The organism is bacterium (genome assembly GCA_030647555.1).
Classification (GTDB): domain Bacteria; phylum Patescibacteriota; class Andersenbacteria; order UBA10190; family CAIZMI01; genus CAIZMI01.
Window position 1 is genome coordinate 17,129 of the sequence record JAUSJG010000013.1, and the last position, 19,921, is coordinate 37,049.

The 19,921-nt window shown below is 44.8% G+C and carries 16 protein-coding genes; all 16 read left to right on the plus strand.

The window, feature by feature from the left end:
* The first annotated feature begins 38 nt into the window (after positions 1-38).
* Positions 39-626 carry a hypothetical protein gene (locus Q7S57_03595; protein MDO8512331.1) on the plus strand — a complete coding sequence of 196 codons (588 nt, stop codon included), beginning with the start codon at positions 39-41 and terminating at the stop codon, positions 624-626.
* 284 nt (positions 627-910) lie between these two features.
* Positions 911-1,321: a Trp family transcriptional regulator gene (locus tag Q7S57_03600; GenBank protein ID MDO8512332.1), complete on the plus strand. Its 411-nt coding sequence runs from the start codon at positions 911-913 to the stop codon at positions 1,319-1,321.
* Between the two features lie 283 nt (positions 1,322-1,604).
* The gene (locus Q7S57_03605) at positions 1,605-2,231 is read left to right on the plus strand and encodes a hypothetical protein (GenBank protein MDO8512333.1); all 627 of its coding nucleotides are present in this window, start codon (positions 1,605-1,607) and stop codon (positions 2,229-2,231) included.
* Positions 2,232-2,328: 97 nt separating this feature from the next.
* Positions 2,329-3,012, plus strand: coding sequence for a Holliday junction branch migration protein RuvA (ruvA, locus tag Q7S57_03610; GenBank protein MDO8512334.1), 684 nt, complete (start codon positions 2,329-2,331; stop codon positions 3,010-3,012).
* Positions 3,013-3,155: 143 nt separating this feature from the next.
* On the plus strand, positions 3,156-4,241 hold the full coding sequence (locus Q7S57_03615) for a peptidoglycan bridge formation glycyltransferase FemA/FemB family protein (GenBank protein ID MDO8512335.1): 1,086 nt from the start codon (positions 3,156-3,158) through the stop codon (positions 4,239-4,241).
* A gap of 220 nt (positions 4,242-4,461) precedes the next feature.
* Positions 4,462-5,850, plus strand: coding sequence for a UDP-N-acetylmuramyl-tripeptide synthetase (gene murE, locus Q7S57_03620; GenBank protein ID MDO8512336.1), 1,389 nt, complete (start codon positions 4,462-4,464; stop codon positions 5,848-5,850).
* Between the two features lie 163 nt (positions 5,851-6,013).
* The gene (gene tsaB, locus Q7S57_03625; protein MDO8512337.1) at positions 6,014-6,403 is read left to right on the plus strand and encodes a tRNA (adenosine(37)-N6)-threonylcarbamoyltransferase complex dimerization subunit type 1 TsaB; all 390 of its coding nucleotides are present in this window, start codon (positions 6,014-6,016) and stop codon (positions 6,401-6,403) included.
* A 14-nt stretch (positions 6,404-6,417) separates the two neighbouring features.
* Positions 6,418-6,705 (plus strand): nucleotidyltransferase family protein, encoded by a 288-nt coding sequence (locus Q7S57_03630; GenBank protein MDO8512338.1) that lies wholly within the window; start codon positions 6,418-6,420, stop codon positions 6,703-6,705.
* Position 6,706: 1 nt separating this feature from the next.
* Positions 6,707-7,039: a DUF86 domain-containing protein gene (locus Q7S57_03635; protein ID MDO8512339.1), complete on the plus strand. Its 333-nt coding sequence runs from the start codon at positions 6,707-6,709 to the stop codon at positions 7,037-7,039.
* Positions 7,040-7,170: 131 nt separating this feature from the next.
* Positions 7,171-7,569 (plus strand): hypothetical protein, encoded by a 399-nt coding sequence (locus Q7S57_03640; GenBank protein ID MDO8512340.1) that lies wholly within the window; start codon positions 7,171-7,173, stop codon positions 7,567-7,569.
* A 351-nt stretch (positions 7,570-7,920) separates the two neighbouring features.
* Positions 7,921-11,406 carry a DNA-directed RNA polymerase subunit beta gene (locus Q7S57_03645; protein ID MDO8512341.1) on the plus strand — a complete coding sequence of 1,162 codons (3,486 nt, stop codon included), beginning with the start codon at positions 7,921-7,923 and terminating at the stop codon, positions 11,404-11,406.
* 29 nt (positions 11,407-11,435) lie between these two features.
* Entirely contained in the window at positions 11,436-15,311 is a 3,876-nt protein-coding gene (rpoC, locus tag Q7S57_03650; GenBank protein MDO8512342.1) for a DNA-directed RNA polymerase subunit beta', read from the plus strand.
* Positions 15,312-15,694: 383 nt separating this feature from the next.
* Complete coding sequence (locus Q7S57_03655; protein ID MDO8512343.1) at positions 15,695-16,261, plus strand: hypothetical protein; 567 nt, start codon at positions 15,695-15,697, stop codon at positions 16,259-16,261.
* Positions 16,262-16,432: 171 nt separating this feature from the next.
* Positions 16,433-16,657: a hypothetical protein gene (locus Q7S57_03660; protein ID MDO8512344.1), complete on the plus strand. Its 225-nt coding sequence runs from the start codon at positions 16,433-16,435 to the stop codon at positions 16,655-16,657.
* Positions 16,633-17,304, plus strand: a complete 672-nt coding sequence (locus Q7S57_03665; protein MDO8512345.1) for a nucleotidyl transferase AbiEii/AbiGii toxin family protein — start codon at positions 16,633-16,635, stop codon at positions 17,302-17,304. Before Q7S57_03660 ends, Q7S57_03665 begins: the two co-directional genes overlap by 25 nt.
* 289 nt (positions 17,305-17,593) lie before the next feature.
* On the plus strand, positions 17,594-19,831 hold the full coding sequence (locus tag Q7S57_03670; GenBank protein ID MDO8512346.1) for a DNA translocase FtsK 4TM domain-containing protein: 2,238 nt from the start codon (positions 17,594-17,596) through the stop codon (positions 19,829-19,831).
* The last annotated feature ends 90 nt before the right edge of the window (positions 19,832-19,921 follow it).

The window sequence follows — 19,921 nt, forward strand, 5'->3', positions numbered from 1 at the left end:
TATTGATCTTTTTTTCTCATTCGAAGAGAGGTTCACAGATGTGTGACGAAAATAATGAACTCGTTGATCTTGTCCGTTCGATTGCTTCTCCGACCTTGTCACACGAGGCGATCGTGGCTTTGCGTGAATCGGGTATGCTCGATCAACTTTTATTAGCAGCCAAAAGGAGTCCAGGACGGTTGTCTTTACCACTCGTTCAGCATGAGTTAAGGACGGTGCTGGGGTTTCGTCCAGTAATTGACTGTGACGCGATGTTGGAATTTGAGGGTTACGAATATCGTAAGGATGATCAGCCCTTGAACAGAATTCGCCACAAGATTTTTTGGGACCCGTTCGCGTTTAGCCGTTACGTTTTTTCCAGCGTGAAGCTTTGCGACAAGGTGGCCGAAATTCAGGATCTGGTACCGGCGCATGTGTTGCGATTTCTAGTTGATAATCCCGACCAGATGCCGGAGGAGTATGCATTCTCTGATTTGTTTTTCTGGACGCCGTTGCGAAGTCTGCTGGAAGGGGAACTGTATGTACCCGGTTTGCAACAAGGGAAGTTGTGCTTCCAAAAGATTGTGGACGCGCAAGGTGCGGTCTTGGTGCCTGCTCGAGCCAGCGATTTGATAGTGGCGTATTAGTTTCCCGTGCGGTTTTCTGCCCGGGATTTTTTTATTCGAGAAATTTGTACGCGCAATTTGTATCGATATGTCGATACAAAAGAACACTGATTGTTTGTTTTTACTGATTTTTAAAAATCCAACCTTGCTCTTGTATCGATATATCGATACACAAACAGGCAAAGGCGATATATTTTTTTGCGTTAATTAAATCATGTTGCGCCTGTATCGATATATCGATACACAGATGTTTGTATTGTTGTAAACGAGTTGCTCTTGTATCGATATGTCGATACAATTGAGGCATGGCAAAAGTAAAAACGCAAAAATTTACAGCGGAAGAAAAAGAAAAGTTTGTGAAAAATCTTGGTGCGACAATTCTGAAATATGATAAACCAGATAAAATGGAAAAGTTTTTGCGTGATTTTCTTACGCCAAGTGAAATTATTATGTTGGCAAGAAGAATCCAAATTGCCGATGGCCTTATAAAAGGAAAAGGGTACCGCGAATTGCACGAAAAATACGGGATTGGAATGAGTACAGTTCAGCTGGTTGATAAGTGGTTGAGGGTGACAGTTGAAGATTACAAATACGCGCCACCTGGAAAACGCGACAAGAAGCAGAAGAAAACACGTGGCTATTCAAGACGTAGCGGTATCCAGCTTTTTCTTTCTTATTCAACTGGTCCCAATCCGTATTTTATTTGGCAAAGCTAATTTGTATCGACATATCGATACAAGTCACCGTGTTGGTTGATATTTTTATGTATCGACATATCGATACATCATTGCGTGATGCGGTTGAGTGAATTTTTTTAAACTAAAACTTGTTGACACAATATTATAATAATGCTTAAATGAACCGTTGTTCTTTGTCATTTTTGCCAAGCGTTTGGCTGGACTTTGAACAACATTAACGTCTTTTTCGTCGGTCGTACGTCGAGCCGGGCCCTGCAAGCGAGGGTTTTTCTCTGACCAGACCGCGAACGGGAGGTGTGTGATGGGACATGCGAACGCGGGAACAGATTTTACGATTGATCAAGTCATGGCTATTCGGGAGATGGAGAGAAAGTTAGCGCGACAAGGATTTCGCGGTGCTCGAAAAGAGGTTCAAGATGCTTTCGAAGTGTTGCATTACCGTATTAAGGCGTTGAAAAAACACCGCTTGGTGGATTGTTCTAAGGGGGCGTCTATCCCTGATGGATGTTTGATTCTTGAAGAAGATCAGTTACCGGGAAGAAAGAAAGACGAGATGATCCTGAGTGTTCGTTTTATGGAGCTTTGGATTCCGGAAGCCAGGATGCCGGGAATATACAGCAGAGCCGCATTGCTTGAGGAGCTTCAACAAAATGAATCAGCGGTACTTCCGTTGAGCGTTCTCGATCACGATCTTCTTTGGCAGCACGGGATTTTCTACGGGCTCATTCCCGATCAAGGTAGCATCTTATTCTGGGGTACGATCTTTCGCGATGTAAATGGGATTCCAACAGTAAAAGGGTTGTCTCGAAAGCGAGCGGACATTTATCTGCGAGATTTCCCCATCGACAGCTTGCGGAGTACTGTGCCACAGCGCGAATATGTTGCGCTTTATGTCAACGCTCCAATGATTGACACCGGTGTCTGGTAAATAGCGTACGCAGTTTTTCTGCTCCACGGAATCCCGTGGAGTTTTTTTGTTTTCGCGCGCTCGCGAAAACAATCCCCCATAGTCTTGGTGAAGGGGGATGATTTATTTTTTTAAATCAGTGACCGACCCCGGCGTGCGGGGACGGTCCCTGATTTGTTCGCGTATTCCTATTTCATCAATCATCATTCATAATCACCTTATGATCGCCTCTCTCACTGGCACAATTGAACACGTATCAATGGACTCTGTTGTTATGCAGGTGAATGGGATTGGTTATCGTGTTTATACTCTGGCTTCGGTTTTGAGTGTGCTGAAGGTTGGCGAGAAAATTACGATGAAAACATATTTAAGTGTACGGGAAAATGATTTATCGCTTTATGGGTTTCAGAATCCGCGTGAGCTGGCTTTCTTTAAATTGCTTTTGCAGGCGCCGGGGATTGGGCCCAAGACCGCCTTGAACGTGATGGCAATTGCAACGGTCGATACTTTGATTCGCGCTGTCGCTTCCGGTGATGTGACGCTTCTGACAAAAGTTTCCGGAATCGGCAAAAAAACGGCGGAAAGAATTGTGGTTGAATTAAAAACAAAACTGGAAAAAGAACATCCGGAACTTTCAGGGAAGGGGCCGAGTGTTCACTCGGATGTTATATCGGCGCTTTCAAGTTTGGGCTACAGCCCAATTCAGGCGCGGGAAGTGGTGCGGCAGTTGCCGGAAGAATTGAAGGATGCGGAAGCGGGCATTAGAGCGGCGTTGAAGATTTTGGGAAGCAATAAGAAATGAATTTGAAATTTGAAATTTTTAATTTGAAATCAATTTGAAAGGATTAAATTTGAAATATCTAAAACAGCGTTTTCAAATTAAAACATTTAGTTATTTCAAATTGATTAAAAATTTCAAATTTCAAATTAAAAATTGATGAAATAATGAAGATTATTGAAGCTACAATTACAGACAGAGTAAATTGGGACACGTTTGTTTCAGGTCAACAAAGTGGTTCCTTCCTCCAGTCCTGGCTTTGGGGAGATTTTCAAAACGCGGCGGATTTTCGAATAAAACGCTTAATTATTGTTTCGGTGGACGCAATTGGGGCAATTCATGAATTGCCCCTACATGACGAGCGTAATAACTGGCTCGCGGTCTGTTTGTTGGTTGAACGGCGGTTGTCTTTTGGAAGAAGTTATTGGTATGCGCCATGGGGGCCGGTTACCAAAGACGGTCTTAATGATAGTCAGTATAAACTAGTTTTGCAGGCGTTGCGCGCGCATTTCACAACAAACCGAAATGGTAGTGAAATGTTTTTGCGTATCGAACCGCATCTGCACACAAGCGAAGTTGGAAAAATTTTGTTGAGTGAGACGAAATTTAATCCGTTGGAAAAAAGTGTCCAACCGAAAGACACGTTGCTCTTAGATCTCACACAAAGCGAGGATGACTTGCTTCGGCAGATGCACTCCAAGACGCGCTACAACATTCGGATTGCGATCCGGCACGGTGTGACGGTTGCAGAAGAAACCAGCGTCGAGGGATTAAAGGTTTTTTATGCAATGGCGCGCGAGATTGAAAGTAAGGGTGAGTTTCATTATCACAAAGAAAAATATTACATGAAAATGTTGGAAGTTTTAGGAAAAGAACGGGGAGTATCTATAATCGTAGCGCGACACGATGGTGAACCTTTGGCGGCCGGAATTTTTATTAAGTCCGGAAAAACTTTTACCTATGCGCACGGTGCGTCCTATAAAAAGAAGGCGCATGTGATGGCGCCGCATCTTTTACACTGGGAAGCGATTGTGCAGGCAAAGAAGCAGGGTTTTCAAAGTTATGATTTTTTCGGCATCGCGCCAAATGAAAATCCAAAACATTCATGGGCGGGGATTAGCAGGTTCAAGCGCGGATTTGGCGGGGCGGAGCAACACTACTTGGGTGCGTGGGACGCGGTGTTTGATGTAATAGGATATAGAGTGCTTAACAGTGCAAGGGCGCTTAAGAATATCTTTATGGTGAAGAAATAGGATATTGAATTATCAATTTTCAATGATCAATTATCAATTAATTATCAAATTTTAAATTTTCAAATCACGCCAACGTTTTGATAATTTAATCATTGAACATTGATCATTAATTGAAAATTGGGAATTGAAAATTGAAAATTTATCAACCACTGGGTACGATGCAGTCAATACAACAACAAGTTGTTGACGATAAACACCAATAATAATATAAAGATTCATCATGCTTCCCTATAAACTCACCACCTCGAATTTCGTCCGCACCTTGCGTCGGCCTTGGAAAGTGTTTCAGGCGATGATTGCGAATGTGGCTTTTGGTTTTCCTTCCAGAAAATTGTTAATTGTGGGGATTACGGGAACCACCGGTAAAACAACTTCTATTCATTTAACAGGTAAGGCATTGGAATCGGCGGGTTATACGGTTGGTTTAATATCTTCTATTAAGGTGCAAATAGGCACAAAGATTGAAAAGAATGAAAGTGGTTTAACCTCGCTTGGTCCGTGGCAATTGCAAAAACTTTTGTCCCGCATGGTCTCGGCCGGTTGTCACTATGCCGTAATCGAAGTCTCTTCGCATGCCTTGGACCAATTCCGTTTTTGGGGTGTCGATTTTGACGTCGCGGCCATTACTAATTTGTCGCGTGACCATCTGGACTATCATCACACGGTGGAAGATTACGCTATGGCCAAACGCCGTCTGTTTCAGGCGGTGGCTAATCGGCGGGAAAAACGTCTAAAGAATGGGGAATATGTGCCACGCGTTTTGATTGCTTCGCTCGATGACCCTAAAACCGTTGGTTTTTTGAACGAAGACGCGGATTTTCGTTACGGGATGTCGCTTTTGGATTCTAGAATTCCAACTCCACCACGAACCGAGCCGGTTTTACTTTACGCGATACGAGTTTTACCGGATCGCACCACGGCGATGGTTTTGGCGCGTGGGCATAATTGTCTTTTGTATCTCAAACTTGCCGGCGCGTTTAATGTGCGCAACGCATTGTTGGCGGTTGCTGTCGGTGTTTCGCAAAATATTCCCGTTGAAAGAATTTCACGAGAATTATATAGTGTGGAATCAATTCCCGGACGTTTTGAAAAAGTGGCGCTAGGGCAGTCGTTTCAGGTGATCATTGATTACGCCGTGACGGAATCGGCCTTGCAAGCACTTTACAGTGCCATTACAACAATCCGCGCCCGTCGGGTTTTTGCGATTTTTGGCGCTTGTGGAAATAGGGATCGCGGAAAACGCGCGGGGATGGCAAAGATTGTTGCAAAGCACGCGGATGTTACTTTTTTAACCAATGAAGATCCATTCTCGGAAGATCCGGAACAAATTTTTTATGAATTGGAAAAAGGTTTGTTGGAAGGTGGCGCCGTGCGCGTTGATGTTAACAAATTAAATAATATTGCCCCAGGGCAACATGTGTATGTAAAAATTGTCGATCGTCGTGAAGCGATTGCGACGGCGGTGAAAGCCGCGCAAGTGGGTGACTGCATTGTGGCAACAGGGAAGGGTTCGGAAGAAGTGATGCACTTGGGCGACAAAAATATTCCTTGGAACGAGAGACAAATCTTCGAAGAGGAAATTCGCAAGGTACTTAATGTTAGTAAGTAAAAAAGTAGTTCGTCTAGAAACAGATTTGTATATTGTATTTGGTATATAGTATATGAATGTCACGGGGCTTGGTTTTCCCATATACTACATACAATATACTATATACTTTTATCTTCCCTCATACGGATTATCTTTTTGCAATTAAAAGCTCATAATTCATTTTATGTTTTATCTTTTGATCGACACAACAACAAAGACAGTAAAAATTGGTCTTGCTGAAAATGGTGTAGTTTTCGCGTCCGATTCTTGGTTTGCTCTGCAAGAGCTCGCGGAAAATCTGACGGAAAAAATTGAAGCACTTTTAAAAAATAACGGGAAAACTTTACAACAACTGGAAAAAATTCTGGTGCACAGTGGTCCGGGTGGATTTTCTTCGTTACGGATTGGAGTAACCGAAGCCAATGTGTTGGCGTTCGGGCTGGGTGTCCCTGTGTGGGGAATCGAAGGAGAATTTTCAGAGTTAGTGGATATGTTGGGGAAAAGTCGTAGTAATGAAGGGTCAACCGTGTTACCAAAATATAGTCATCCACCGTTGATTGGAGTGCGGAAATAGATTATAATAGGGACATGACTGACGAGATTAAAAACATATCGGCGCAGATAACGCCGTTGCTAAAAAATGCCGGGGTAATTCGGTCGGCGATTTTTGGTTCTCGCGCAACAGGGAATGTTTACAAGGATAGTGATTTGGATTTGTTGGTGGAATTTGGCTCAAAAAAAACTCTCTTGGATTTGTCTTCATTAAAAAGAAATTTGGAAGCGAAACTAAATATGTCGGTGGATTTGCTGACCTTTCGTTCGCTTAATTCTCGATTGCGAAAAAAAGTCGAAAAAGAAGCGGTAGATATATTGTAAGATGGCAAAGGATATACAAATTCTCCTTGGTTATATCTTGGACAGTGTTGAGGAATTGGAAAAACATGTGACTGATTTGAGTCACGAAGATTTTTTGCAATCAACACTTGTACAAGACGCAGTGATGCGTCGGTTGGAAATTATCGGCGAAGCGGTTAATAATCTTCCGGATAAATTAAAAGCAGATAATTCTGAAATTCCATGGCGCGATATAGCGGACATGCGCAATCTGCTGATTCACGAATATTTTGGCGTCGATATTGAGTTAGTCTGGGAAACCGTTCAAAAAGACATTCCACCGCTAAAGAAAAAGATTCAAGAACTGCAAAAATAGGGTAAACAAGCCCTGTGTGTAACTCTGGGGATAACCCTGTGGATTTGTTGTATAGAAGTGGCATTGTGTGATGATTTCTGGAGAATACGGCAGGAAATAGGCCTTCGCTCATTTGTGATATAATGCAACCCATGATTAAGAAACGGGTAATTGTGCGAGCGGTTATTAGTGTTTTTTTTGGCGTTTTGATTGGTTGGAACCTTGTGCGGGAGATTGGTTTGGTTGGGGCCTGGATTGATGGTTTGTTGTTTGGAGCATGGGTCTGGTTTTTTTCAATAGTTCTTTTTGGTCTTTATCCTCCCTCGGTCAAAATCACAGCAAAAAAAATTATCCAACTATCATTAATGGTCGGTATTCCAATTGCTTTATATGTGTTCGTATTGTTTTGGTATTCTCTCGGATCATGGAAATTTGCCATATTAATGGGGGTATTTATTGGTTGCCTAAGCGCAATATTTGGCATCGGTTTTGCCTTTTTAGTTCGTCATGTGCAGATGGATCCAGCACATAAGAAATATTATCTAGAATAATATTTTTTTCTGAAGCTTATATCAACAACGTTTCTGATTGCTCTGGTGGTGGGGGGGGGGCTCAAAGCATCTATTCCCGGGATACTTGTCCACACCTGTTGACAGGATTTCAGGGTTGATTTATAAAGATAGCAGTGTTTCAAGATCTTGGGGTGTCCACTATAGAATCTCGCATAAAATAGCCCGCGAAAATTAAAATATGCGGTGCTGGTGTATCTTTGTTGACGTTTTTCGTTAAATATGATGAACTGTCAGGAAAGATATCCACAATCTGCGGGTTCTTATTTACACCACCAAAATCTTCAAGATTTCCTCTCCCGAGGTTCTCCTAAGTCTTGTACAAAATAATAAGTGGCAAAATCCTCAAAGCAAAAACTAGAAGATCGAAAAGAACACCATAAGAAATGGCAGGTTTCTTCGTCACCAGTAGATTCGGGAAACATGATGTCCCGCAAGTTTTTCACGAAGACCTATGATGTCGCGTCCGCCCCCCAACTGATTGAAACGCAACTCAATTCATATCGTTGGTTTTTGGAAGCGGGTTTGCCGGAACTGTTTGAAGAATTTAATCCAATCGAAGCGCACGCCGGTGCGATGTCTTTGGAATTTTTGGACTACTATTTGGATGAACCGAAACATACGGAAAAAACTTCCAAGGATCGCAACTCTACATTGGAAGCGCCAATTCGCGTGGCGGTGCGTTTGACCAATAAAAAGACCGGTGAAGTAAAAGAACAAGAAGTTTATCTCGGAGAATTTCCGGTGATGACCAATCGCGGTACTTTTATTGTAAATGGTGTCGAACGTGTCGTAGTTTCACAATTAATACGCTCTCCGGGCGTATTTTTTACCTCTAATTTTACGCGCGGTCGTAATTGGTATGGCGCGAAAGTGATCCCAAATCGCGGGGCTTGGTTGGAAATTGAAACCGGCGCGGATGGCGTGTTGTATGTAAAAATTGATCGCCGTCGCAAAGTGGTGGCGACTGCTTTGATGCGCGCGTTTGGTTATGGTGATGATGATTCAATTCGTAATGCTTTAAAAGAAACCGACACCGATCCGGACATGTCGTTTGTGGATGCGTCGTTGGCGAAAGATCCTTCCCACAACGAAGCGGAAGGTTTGAAAGAAGTTTATAAGAAGATTCGTCCGGGTGATTTGGCCACCACTGATAATGCCCGTCAAATGGTGGAAGATATGTTCTTCCGTTTCGACCGTTACGATTTTGGACGTGTCGGTCGTTACAGAATGAATAATCGTTTGGGTTTGAATTTTTCCGAAGCGCAAGAAACTCGCACGCTCCAAAAAGAAGATTTGGTGGCGATCTTGAAAGAAGTGATTCGTTTGAACGTGACGCAAGAAATTGCCGATGATATCGATCATTTGGGCAATCGTCGCGTGCGCGCTGTAGGCGAATTGATTCAAAACAAATTCCGTGTTGGACTCCAGCGCATGAAGCGTATCGCGCAAGACCGTATGAGTACGATGGATCCAAACACCGTTACACCTTCTCAACTGATCAATGCTCGTCCGATTATTGCGGCAATTAAGGAGTTCTTCACGAGCTCGCAGTTGTCACAGTTCATGGATCAAACCAACCCATTGTCCGAATTGGAACATAAGCGTCGTTTGTCCGCGATGGGTCCCGGTGGTTTGGCTCGCGAACGCGCCGGTTTTGAAGTTCGTGACGTCCACTATTCTCACTACGGTCGTATTTGTCCAATTGAAACTCCAGAAGGTCCAAACATTGGTTTGGTCGGTCACATGGCCTCGTTTGCCCGCGTGAATGATTATGGTTTCTTAGAAACCCCGTACCAAAAAGTTTCTCACGTTTTGCCACTCGACAAAGCGGAAGGGGAAGAGGCTTGGGTTGATATTGTTAGCAAAGACGAAAAAGTAATTATCCCAGGGAGGACGAAAATTACCGCCGTCCATATCAAAGCTTTGGAAACGGCAGGAATGACTGATGTTCGCGTGAAACCACGGGTTACGAAAGAAGTTGAATATATTGATGCTAACAAAGAAGATCGCACAGCGATCGCGCACGCCGCCGAACCGGTTGGTGCCGATGGTCACTTTGTAAACGATCGCGTGGAAGCGCGTGATCATGGACAATTTAGAGAAGTGGCCATCGATAAAGTTGATTACGTTGATATTTCCGCGATCCAACCAATTTCCGTCGCTTCCGCTTTGATTCCGTTTATTGAACACGATGATGCCCAGCGCGCACTCATGGGATCAAACATGCAACGTCAGGCTGTGTCTTGTATCAAACCAAGTTCTCCTGTTGTTGGTACCGGTATGGAACGTCGCGCGGCTTTTGATTCCGGTCACGTGGTAATCTGTCAGGCCGATGGCACAGTCGCCGAAGTGGACGGCGCTCACATTAGCGTTTTAGAAGATGGTGGTAATGTTCGCACCTATCCTTTGCAGGCTTTTGTAAGATCAAATACGTCCACCTCGATGACCCAACACCCGCGAATTAACAAGGGTGACAAAGTTAAGCGTGGTGACGCATTAGCCGACGGTGCTTCAATTGAGGGCGGAGAATTGGCCTTAGGTCAAAACCTATTGGTGGCGCTTGTGCCGTGGCGTGGTGGTAATTTCGAAGATGCCATCTTGATTTCCAGTCGCGTTGTTGAAGATGATTGGTTTACCTCTATTCACATTGAAGATTTTACGATTGAAGTGCGCGACACAAAACTCGGTCCGGAAGTGGTAACGCGCGATATTCCAAACGTCGGTGAAGAAAAACTCCGCAATTTGGATGAAGACGGCATTATCCGCATCGGCGCGGAAGTGTCTTCCGGTGATATCTTGGTCGGCAAAATTACGCCAAAGGGTGAAACCGATTTGACGGCCGAAGAAAGATTGTTAAGAGCCATCTTCGGCGAAAAAGCACGCGACGTGAAAGACACTTCTCTCTACTTGCAACACGGTGAACACGGCAAAGTCGTTGGCATTAGAATTTTCGATCGCGACAAGGGTGACAAATTGCCATCCGGCGCCATTCAACAAGTGCAGGTAAGCGTCGCGCAACTCCGCAAATTACAGGTCGGTGACAAGTTGGCCGGTCGTCACGGAAACAAGGGTGTTATTTCTCGCATTGTGCCGGAAGAAGATATGCCGTATCTCGAAGACGGTACGCCGGTTGATATTGTTTTGAATCCGATGGGTGTGGCTTCCCGTATGAATCTCGGTCAGATTTTGGAAACCCACTTGGGTTGGGCCGCGCAGAAACTCGGCTACAAGGTCGCATCGCCTCCGTTTAACGGTGTTTCGGAAGAAATTATCAAGCAAGAATTGGTCAAAGCCGGGTTACCGGAAAGTGGACAGGTTAAGTTAATGGACGGCGTAACCGGCGAACCTTTTGATCGTCCGGTCACGGTCGGTATTATGTACATCTTGAAACTGCATCATTTGGTGGAAGATAAGATTCATATGCGTTCCACCGGTCCGTACTCGTTGGTTACACAACAGCCGTTGGGTGGTAAAGCACAGAGCGGTGGTCAGCGTTTTGGAGAAATGGAAGTGTGGGCACTCGAAGCTTATGGTGCCGCTTACACCCTGCAAGAAATGTTGACGATTAAATCTGATGACGTGTTAGGTCGTTCCCGAACATACGAAGCAATCGTGAAGGGTGAAGAAATTCGTCCACCAAATATTCCCGCTTCCTTTGATGTATTGGTGCGTGAATTGAAAGGTTTGGCACTGGATGTTGAAATCGAAACCAGCACGCCAGCCGTAAAAGAAAGTGACAACGATGTTGATGGTGAAGGGGACGCGCGGACAAAAACGCCGACCCGCACCATTCGCACCGATAACTCAGGCGAATAAGTAAATTTGTTAACTATCTTATTATCTAAATGGCCCAATTTCAAGAACAAGAAGCGTTGGATTTCGAGGCGGTAAAGCTTAAGCTTGCCAGCCCGGAAGTTATGCACGAGTGGTCCCACGGCGAAGTTACCAAGCCGGAAACCATTAATTATCGCACGCAAAAACCGGAACGCGATGGCTTGTTTGATGAACGCATTTTTGGGCCGGTAAAAGACTGGGAATGTTATTGCGGTAAATATCGTCGCATTCGTTACAAGGGAATTATTTGTGACAAATGTGGTGTTGAAGTTACTCGTTCCATTGTTCGTCGTGAGCGCATGGGTCACATTGATTTGGCCTCTCCTGTTGCTCACATCTGGTTCTTGCGCGGTATTCCGTCTAAGGTTGGTTTGCTTTTGGATATTAATGTTCAACAATTGGAAAAAGTTGTTTATTTTGCTTCTTATATTATCACCTCCGTTGATGAAGACGCTCGTAAGGAAATTGGCAATCGCATCGAACGGGAAATTAAGACCAAGCGTGAAGAAGTAACCAGAGTTTACAAACAATCCGAAGACGTTATTCGTCAAACTGCGGCTACGAAATTGAAAGATATTTCCGACGAAAAAATTCGCAAAGAAACCGAAACGAAACTGGATAAAGAATTGAAAGCGAAAGAACTGGAACGCGAAGAAGAACTGCAAAAACTCGAAAAAGCCGGTCAACGGGCGCGTGAAGAATTAAGCGTGTTAAAGCCGTTGCAAATTGTTTCCGAAGTGGAATATCGCAGTTTATCGATGAAATACGGCCATGTTTTCTCCGCCGGTATCGGTGCCGAAGTGTTGCGTCAAATTTGTGAACATATTGATCTTGGAAAATTGGCCAAACAATTGGAAGGCGATTTGGCGGACGCCGGTGCGGCCAAGCGCAAGCGCGCGGTAAAACGTTTGTCTTTGGTGCGCAGTTTCTCTCGTGGCAAAATTCGTCCCGAATGGATGTTCTTAACGGCAATCCCTGTTATCCCACCGGATTTGCGCCCAATGGTGCAGTTGGATGGTGGTCGTTTTGCCGCCTCCGATTTGAATGATTTGTATCGTCGCGTAATCAACCGCAATAATCGCTTGCGTCGCCTTATTGAGATGGGTGCGCCGGAAGTAATTATGCGCAATGAAAAGCGTATGCTTCAGGAAGCGGTTGATGCTTTGATTGATAACAATGCGCGTCGCGGTTCAACCACCGCCGCCGCCGTTGGTCAACGTCGTCAATTAAAGTCATTGGCCGATATGTTGAAAGGTAAACAAGGTCGTTTCCGTCAGAACCTGCTTGGAAAGCGTGTTGATTATTCCGGTCGTTCCGTCATTGTTGTCGGTCCGCACTTGCGTTTGCATCAATGTGGTTTGCCGAAATTAATGGCACTCGAGCTTTTCAAACCGTTTGTTATTCATGAATTGGTAAAGCGCGGATTGGCGCACAATATTCGTTCGGCATCGCGTCTTATCGAACAGGGAATTCCGGAAGTGTGGGATTCACTGGAAGACGTGACGCGAACACACAAAGTAATGTTGAATCGTGCGCCAACCTTGCATCGCCTGGGTATTCAGGCTTTCCAGCCGGTTTTGATTGAAGGTAAAGCCATTCAGATTCATCCGATGGTTTGTCCGCCATTCAATGCTGATTTCGACGGTGATCAAATGGCCGTGCACGTTCCGCTTTCTACTCCGGCGCGAAAAGAAGCGAACGACATTATGTTGGCTTCCAAGAACTTACTTAAGCCGTCCGATGGTGAGCCGGTAACAGGCGCTTCACAGGACGTGGTTTTGGGTCTCTACTATGGTTCCCGTATTTCCGATGGCGCGAAAGGCGAAGGTCATGTGTTTGGTTCTCCGGCCGAAGCAATTTTCTCTTACGATTCCAATTATATTGCCATTAACGCCAAAATTAAGGTTCGTTTGAATGCCAAGAGCAATGAATTAACCGAAACAACTGCCGGTAGAATTTTGTTTAACGAAATTTTGCCAAAAGGTGCCGAGTTTGTGAATGAAGTATTCGACAAGAAGCGTCTCAAAGCATTGTTGGGTGAAATTCTTGCCACTTTCGGTACCGAGCAAGCCGCCGAGTTTATCGATCGGATGAAAGATCTTGGCTTTAGTTTTGCCACTCGTTCCGGTTCTTCTTGGGGAATGAACGATTTGCACACGCCGGAAGGCAAGCACGCCATTATCGAAAGTTCGGAAAAAGAAATTGAACAGATTCGTGAACAATTTGAAACAGGTTTGCTTACCGACGAAGAACGCTATGTAAAGACCATTGAAATTTGGGAAAGTGCCAAGAATAAAATTACCGAATTGGTGCAAAAATCTTTACAGCCCTCCCAGAGTGTTTATCAGATGGTGTTCTCCGGCGCCCGTGGATCAGTTGGTCAGGTTACGCAGATGATGGGTATGAAAGGTTTGGTTATTTCTCCTACCGGTCGTACCAACGAATTGCCAATCAAGTCTTCCTTCAAAGAAGGGTTTAACGTTTTGGAGTATTTCACCAGTACGCACGGCACTCGCAAAGGTATGGCTGATACCGCGCTTCGTACCGCAACGGCCGGCTACCTTACTCGTCGCTTGGTAAACGTCGCCCAGGATATCGTGATTCGTGAAAAGGATTGTGGTGATACGGTTGGTCGCATCATTTCCAAGAAACATTCTCAAGATATGGGCACAACTTTACTTCGCAGAATTCGCGGTCGTTTCGTCGCCAAAGACGTTGTAGATGAAAAAACCGGGGAAGTGTTGGTAAAAAAAGGCACACTTATCAACCGTGAACAGGCCAAACAGATTGATGCCGCTTCTGTTCCTGAAGTAATCATTCGTTCCGTCTTATCCTGCAAAACGCTCCGTGGTATTTGTCAAAAATGTTATGGCTGGGATTTGGGTTCCAACGCGATGATCAATATGGGTGAGGCCGCCGGTATTGTGGCCGCGCAAGCCATCGGTGAACCGGGCACTCAGCTGACAATGAGAACTTTTCACCATGGTGGTGTGTCGGGTGGCACGGATATCACGCAAGGTTTACCGCGTGTCGAAGAATTGTTTGAGGCACGCGCGCCGAAAAACAAAGCTTTGGTTTCGGAAATCGGTGGAACGGTCACTTTGTCCGAACGCGAAGGCCAACCGTTGATTTCGGTTCTTTCGCAATCTGCCGGACAAGAAATCTATGACCGCGCGGGACTCATTATCGACAAAAATATTGAAGACGGCATGGAAATTGAACCGAACCAACGCTTATTTATGGATATGGAAGGTGAAGAAGTATTCTCACGTCGTAAGGGTTTGATTCATCTCACGGATAAACAGTTGAAGGTGCAGGGAACAGAAGCGGACGCCCGTGAATATCCGGTCCCGCCGGATATGGCCGTTTGGGTAAAGACTGGCGACGTCGTGTCTCTTGGTCAACAACTTACCGAAGGTCACGTCAATGTCCAGGAGCTCTACAAAATTGCCGGCGCCGGCGCCGTGCAACATTACATCATCAAAGAAGTTATGGACGTGTACGCTATTCAAGGTGAAGCCATCAACGACAAGCACTTGGAAATTATGGTGCGTCAGATGATGTCGCGTGTTCGCGTCAAAGACGGTGGTGAAACAACTCTACTCCCTGGTCGTGTTTATGAACTTGCCGATTTTATTGAAGAAAACAATCGCGTTACCAAAGAAGATAGCCGTCCGGCAATTGGTGAAAGATTGTTGCTTGGTATCACTAAAGTTTCGTTGACCACCGCGTCATTCCTCGCCTCCGCCTCCTTCCAAGAAACCGCCCGTGTCTTAATCGACGCCGCCGTGACCGGTCGTGAAGATCGTTTAGTGGGTCTAAAAGAAAACGTCATCATCGGCAAATTAATCCCGGTCGGAACAGGGTATAAGGGCAAAAAAGATTAGTTAAAACTGACTTAGAAACCAATTCCCGCAGGTGCGGGAATTTTGGTATTAAGTCCAAAAATCCCAATGACCAAACCCCAATGTCCAACAAAAACCCAATTATCAAAATTCCAAAGTTGCGATTTTTTTTGGTTATTAAAATTTTTGAATTTTGTTGGGCATTGGTCATTGGGGTTTGGGATTTTGAAACCTAAATATGAATAACCAAACAAAAATATCCAATAATGGCTAAAGTAAGCCTCAAAAGACTAACTTTCATATTATATTATTGACAAAAACTTGTTTTGGGAGTATAATCGCCTGTTCTGTGTCGGTGTGTTGTTTTCACTAAATCGCGACAAAATCCGCAAGGATAGTCGCCCAAAAGAAAGGATAGTGGTCAAATGACTACAAAATCCGAATTCAGTGTTCTCGGTTTGGCTCACAAGTTTTTCACAGCGGCCGAAGAGAGAGGGTTCAATAAGGCCAAGATCAATGCGCTCGCGGAAAACCCCACGATGTTGCAGAATTGCTATGACCTTTTCATTGGACAAGCGAGGATCGTTTACATCGTGGATCTCGACGCCTATCCATTCATGCCAGATGGCTGGGAACTTCTCGAGCATCACAAGGGTGGCCAGTTCGAATTTGAGCCGGCGAAGATTGCGCTGTTTCTCTCCGAGGATCAGAAGGGAGACAGGCAGATCAGAGGGTACGATTTGGGTAATGAGCTTAGAGTTCACGCGGGCTTTAACGCCAACCTGCTTGATTTCTTGATTGCTCACCCCCTCTTGATTCCGAAAGACTGGAACGGTAAGACTGTCTTCTTCTGGGGTACACACTACCGCAACGCCGATGGCGTGTGCGTTCGTTATCTCGACTGGGGTGGCGAGTCCTGGATCTGGAACTACTACTATCTTGCGGACGACTTGACTTGCGAGGAACCCGCCGCCGTCCCCGCCCAACCTTGATTCTGTTGTCGTCGCGTTAGTACGCCTCGTGCTTTGTTGCACGAGGCGTTTTTTTTATCTGGGACCGTCCCTGCAGTCAGGGTCGGTCACAGATAAAACATTAATTTGTGAACAGTAAATTTTGTGAAATTATTCATTGCCAAACGGCCTCTTTTTTGCTATAATTACAATATGGAATTCAGACAATCGCTCTTTTGGGACACCGATCCCAAGAAAATTGATCCGCAAAAACACGCGCAATACATCATTGAGCGCGTGGCGGATTTTGGTAACGATAAAGAAGCGCGTTGGGTCTTGGATTTTTATGACAAACCGCTGCTTCAAAACATTATTTCTAAATCGCGCTGTTTAAGGCCGCGCACAAAAAAATTATGGACGCTTTTGGTCAACAGATAGTTTGGCAATACCAAACACTGCCTGCTAACACAAAAAAAGCGTTAGATTTTTTGTCCGCGGAAAATTGGTTGGAAAAAACCGATTGGTATTTGGCAGGAGGCACAGCCTTGGCATTGCAGGCGGGGAATCGAAAATCTTTCGATTTAGATTTTTTTACTGTTCAAAAAGATTTTGATGGTAAAAAACTGCTTGCCAATTTTTTGGGTAATGATAATTGGAAGACAGATATTGAAGATACAAATACGATCTATGGGCAATTATTTGGGGCTAAAGTAAGTTTTATTGCTTACCCGTTTTTTATCCCAAAGCAAAGGTTTATTCAACATGGTTCTGTGTGCGTGCTTGATAAGACTGACGTTGCGGTGATGAAAATAACGGCCATTTCTCAACGGGGCAGGAAGAGAGATTTTTTTGATTTATATTGGTGCGCGACAAACATCGAATCATTGGAAAACATCGTTAAACGGCTTAAAGAACAATATCCGTTTATTGCGCATAATTATCACCACATTCTTAAAAGTCTAGTGTATTTTGACGATGCGGAAGGCGATCCCGAACCGGAGGTTTATTTTGATGCCACATGGGAAAAAGTTAAAGAATATTTTACAAAAGAAGTTCCGTCGATTGTCGACAAGATAGTGAATTAAAAGACGGTAAAAACGACACGCATCGGGTAGGCGTACACATTTTGTGTTCAAGAAAGTAACCGCTCACAGGTCGAGGAAAAGACGCGTCAGTTACCTTCAAGGTGGAGCACGCTTGCTCTTCCTTGAAGGTGGTATAGGTTAGCGTTGACGACGAACCAATACCACTTCCGATGAAGTGCCTCGGCACCACATCGGAAGTGGGAGCGATGATCTTTTTTTCCTTAACCTGTGAGCGGTTACCAAGAATAATCTGAACAAACAAGCCAAAATATGCTATAATCAGTCCACTATGCGACGGAGGAAATACAAAAAACCACTATTGAGTCGTTTTACCAAACACTGGGGTGGGTTTGAATTGAGTTCAGAAACAAAGAAGAATATTTTCGCGTTGATTTTGTTTTTGATTGGCGTGGTGGGTACGTTGAGTCTGTTTAATTTGGCGGGCAGTGTTGGGCACGTAATTAAGCCACAACTTTTCTCGTTGTTCGGTTGGGGGGCTTTTCTTTTCCCGCCTTTCTTGGCCGTGTTCTCTCTGATGCGTCTTGATCCAACTCGATTTCATTTTTCCGTCGGGCGCTATATCGGCATTATTCTTTTGGCGCTTTCCGCGCACGGGCTTTTGCATATGTTCGCGCCAATTGAAAAAGGGCTGGAGCTTATCGATCGCGGGCAAGGTGGCGGTTACTTGGGCTGGATGGCGTCCTATTGGTTGCGTCTTTGGATTGGTAATGTCGGTTCGTTTATTTTGTTGGCGGTATTTCTTGGTGTTGGTTTAATGATGACGACCAATAAAACTCCGGGCGATATTTTGGACTGGTTGCGGTCGCTTCGCAATGCGGATGAATCGGAAGAGGAAGAGGAAACGGAAGAAGAATCGGCAAGCGATACAGAAAATGACGCAGAAAAAGAAGATGGTGACGTGGTGTTTGAAAAGCGTTTGCTGCCCGTTTTATCTACCAGACTTTTGGATAGCGTGAAACTTACCGGCAAACGAACGGTCGATTTGCGCGATGAAGCACCCAAAAATAAAACCTCGTTACCACCTTATGAACCCCCGCCATTATCACTTCTTTCCAATGTGACAACCAAACCGGCTAGTGGTGATGTAAAAAAATCGCAAATAATAATCCAAAAAACGTTGGAAAATTTTGGTATTCCGGTGGCAATGGCAGAAGTAAACGTAGGACCAACGGTAACGCAATATACATTGAAGCCGGACGAAGGAGTAAAACTCGCGAAATTAACCGCTTTGCATAACGATTTGGCGATGGCGCTTTCGGCTCATCCTGTTCGCATTGAAGCACCAATTCCGGGGAAAAATTTAGTCGGTATTGAAGTGCCAAACAAGGCGGTGGCCGTTGTTCGTTTAAGAGAAATGTTGGAAAGCAAGGATTTTCAACGCACAGATTACGCTTTGCCATTTTCGGTCGGTAAAGATGTTACCGGCCAATGTATCATTGCGGATTTGGCGAAGATGCCTCATTTGCTTGTGGCCGGCGCAACGGGCTCCGGGAAATCTGTAATGATTAATGATTTAATTACCAGTTTAATTTATAAAAATGGCCCGGCTGTTTTGAAGTTTATTATGATTGATCCGAAACGTGTTGAGCTGGCTTTGTATAACGGGATTCCGCATCTTTTAACCCCTGTCATTACCGAGTCGGACAAAGCAATTCAGGGTTTACGGTGGGCGGTAGGAGAAATGGAAACACGTTATCGAAAATTGGCGGAAGTAAAGAAGCGTGATATCGGGTCATACAACCGCGGTCGATCGGGAGGGGAAATAATGCCCTTTGTTGTCATTATTATCGATGAGTTGGCGGAAATAATGGTTAAATACGGCCGTGAGGTGGAAAGTGCGATTGTACGGTTGGCGCAAATGGCGCGCGCCGTTGGTATTCACCTAGTTGTTTCCACACAGCGCCCCAGTGTTGATGTTATCACCGGTTTAATTAAGGCCAACATCACGTCGCGCATCGCTTTCAATGTTGCTTCGGCCATTGATTCACGCACTATTTTGGATGGCTCTGGTGCGGAAAAATTACTCGGCAACGGTGATATGTTATTCCAAAGAGGAGATATTTCTAAACCGCGTCGTCTACAGGCCCCCTATATTTCGGAAGATGAAGTGAAACGCGTCGCCGAATTTTTGGCCGGCAACGGTACGCCGGAATATGATCTCTCGATTACCACCCAGCCATCGTCGCCAAACGGGATGAGTGGAGGGTTTGATGGTGACGATGTTGATGATGCACTTATCAATGATGCAATTAAAATTGTGCGTGAAAGCAAAAAAGCTTCTACATCACTCCTGCAACGACGTCTGCGGATTGGCTATTCAAGAGCCGCGCGGATTATTGATGTTCTGGAACAAAAGGGAATTGTTGGTCCGGCGGATGGGGCGAAACCGCGAGAAGTTTTAGGCGGTGGTGATGAAATTTTAAGCGAAGACAGTTTCGAATCGGAACCGGAAATGAAATTTGAAGATCAGACATATCAAGACGAAGGTGATAGAGAGATAGTGTAGTGGGTTTTGGACGTGTCATTCCCTCCCTTTCAGCGTCCCACATAACCTTGTGTGACGTGGGATTCAAGGGAGGCCGCCCATCGGGGCGAG

Bases quoted from the DNA above. Each gene is read 5' to 3' on its own strand.
- Q7S57_03655 (MDO8512343.1), top strand. From the start codon at position 15,695: ATGACTACAAAATCCGAATTCAGTGTTCTCGGTTTGGCTCACAAGTTT.
- tsaB (MDO8512337.1), top strand. From the start codon at position 6,014: ATGTTTTATCTTTTGATCGACACAACAACAAAGACAGTAAAAATTGGT.
- Q7S57_03615 (MDO8512335.1), top strand. From the start codon at position 3,156: ATGAAGATTATTGAAGCTACAATTACAGACAGAGTAAATTGGGACACG.
- rpoC (MDO8512342.1), top strand. From the start codon at position 11,436: ATGGCCCAATTTCAAGAACAAGAAGCGTTGGATTTCGAGGCGGTAAAG.
- Q7S57_03640 (MDO8512340.1), top strand. From the start codon at position 7,171: ATGATTAAGAAACGGGTAATTGTGCGAGCGGTTATTAGTGTTTTTTTT.
- Q7S57_03595 (MDO8512331.1), top strand. From the start codon at position 39: ATGTGTGACGAAAATAATGAACTCGTTGATCTTGTCCGTTCGATTGCT.
- Q7S57_03605 (MDO8512333.1), top strand. From the start codon at position 1,605: ATGGGACATGCGAACGCGGGAACAGATTTTACGATTGATCAAGTCATG.
- Q7S57_03630 (MDO8512338.1), top strand. From the start codon at position 6,418: ATGACTGACGAGATTAAAAACATATCGGCGCAGATAACGCCGTTGCTA.
- Q7S57_03600 (MDO8512332.1), top strand. From the start codon at position 911: ATGGCAAAAGTAAAAACGCAAAAATTTACAGCGGAAGAAAAAGAAAAG.
- Q7S57_03660 (MDO8512344.1), top strand. From the start codon at position 16,433: ATGGAATTCAGACAATCGCTCTTTTGGGACACCGATCCCAAGAAAATT.
- Q7S57_03670 (MDO8512346.1), top strand. From the start codon at position 17,594: ATGCGACGGAGGAAATACAAAAAACCACTATTGAGTCGTTTTACCAAA.
- murE (MDO8512336.1), top strand. From the start codon at position 4,462: ATGCTTCCCTATAAACTCACCACCTCGAATTTCGTCCGCACCTTGCGT.
- Q7S57_03665 (MDO8512345.1), top strand. From the start codon at position 16,633: ATGGACGCTTTTGGTCAACAGATAGTTTGGCAATACCAAACACTGCCT.
- Q7S57_03635 (MDO8512339.1), top strand. From the start codon at position 6,707: ATGGCAAAGGATATACAAATTCTCCTTGGTTATATCTTGGACAGTGTT.
- ruvA (MDO8512334.1), top strand. From the start codon at position 2,329: ATGATTTATTTTTTTAAATCAGTGACCGACCCCGGCGTGCGGGGACGG.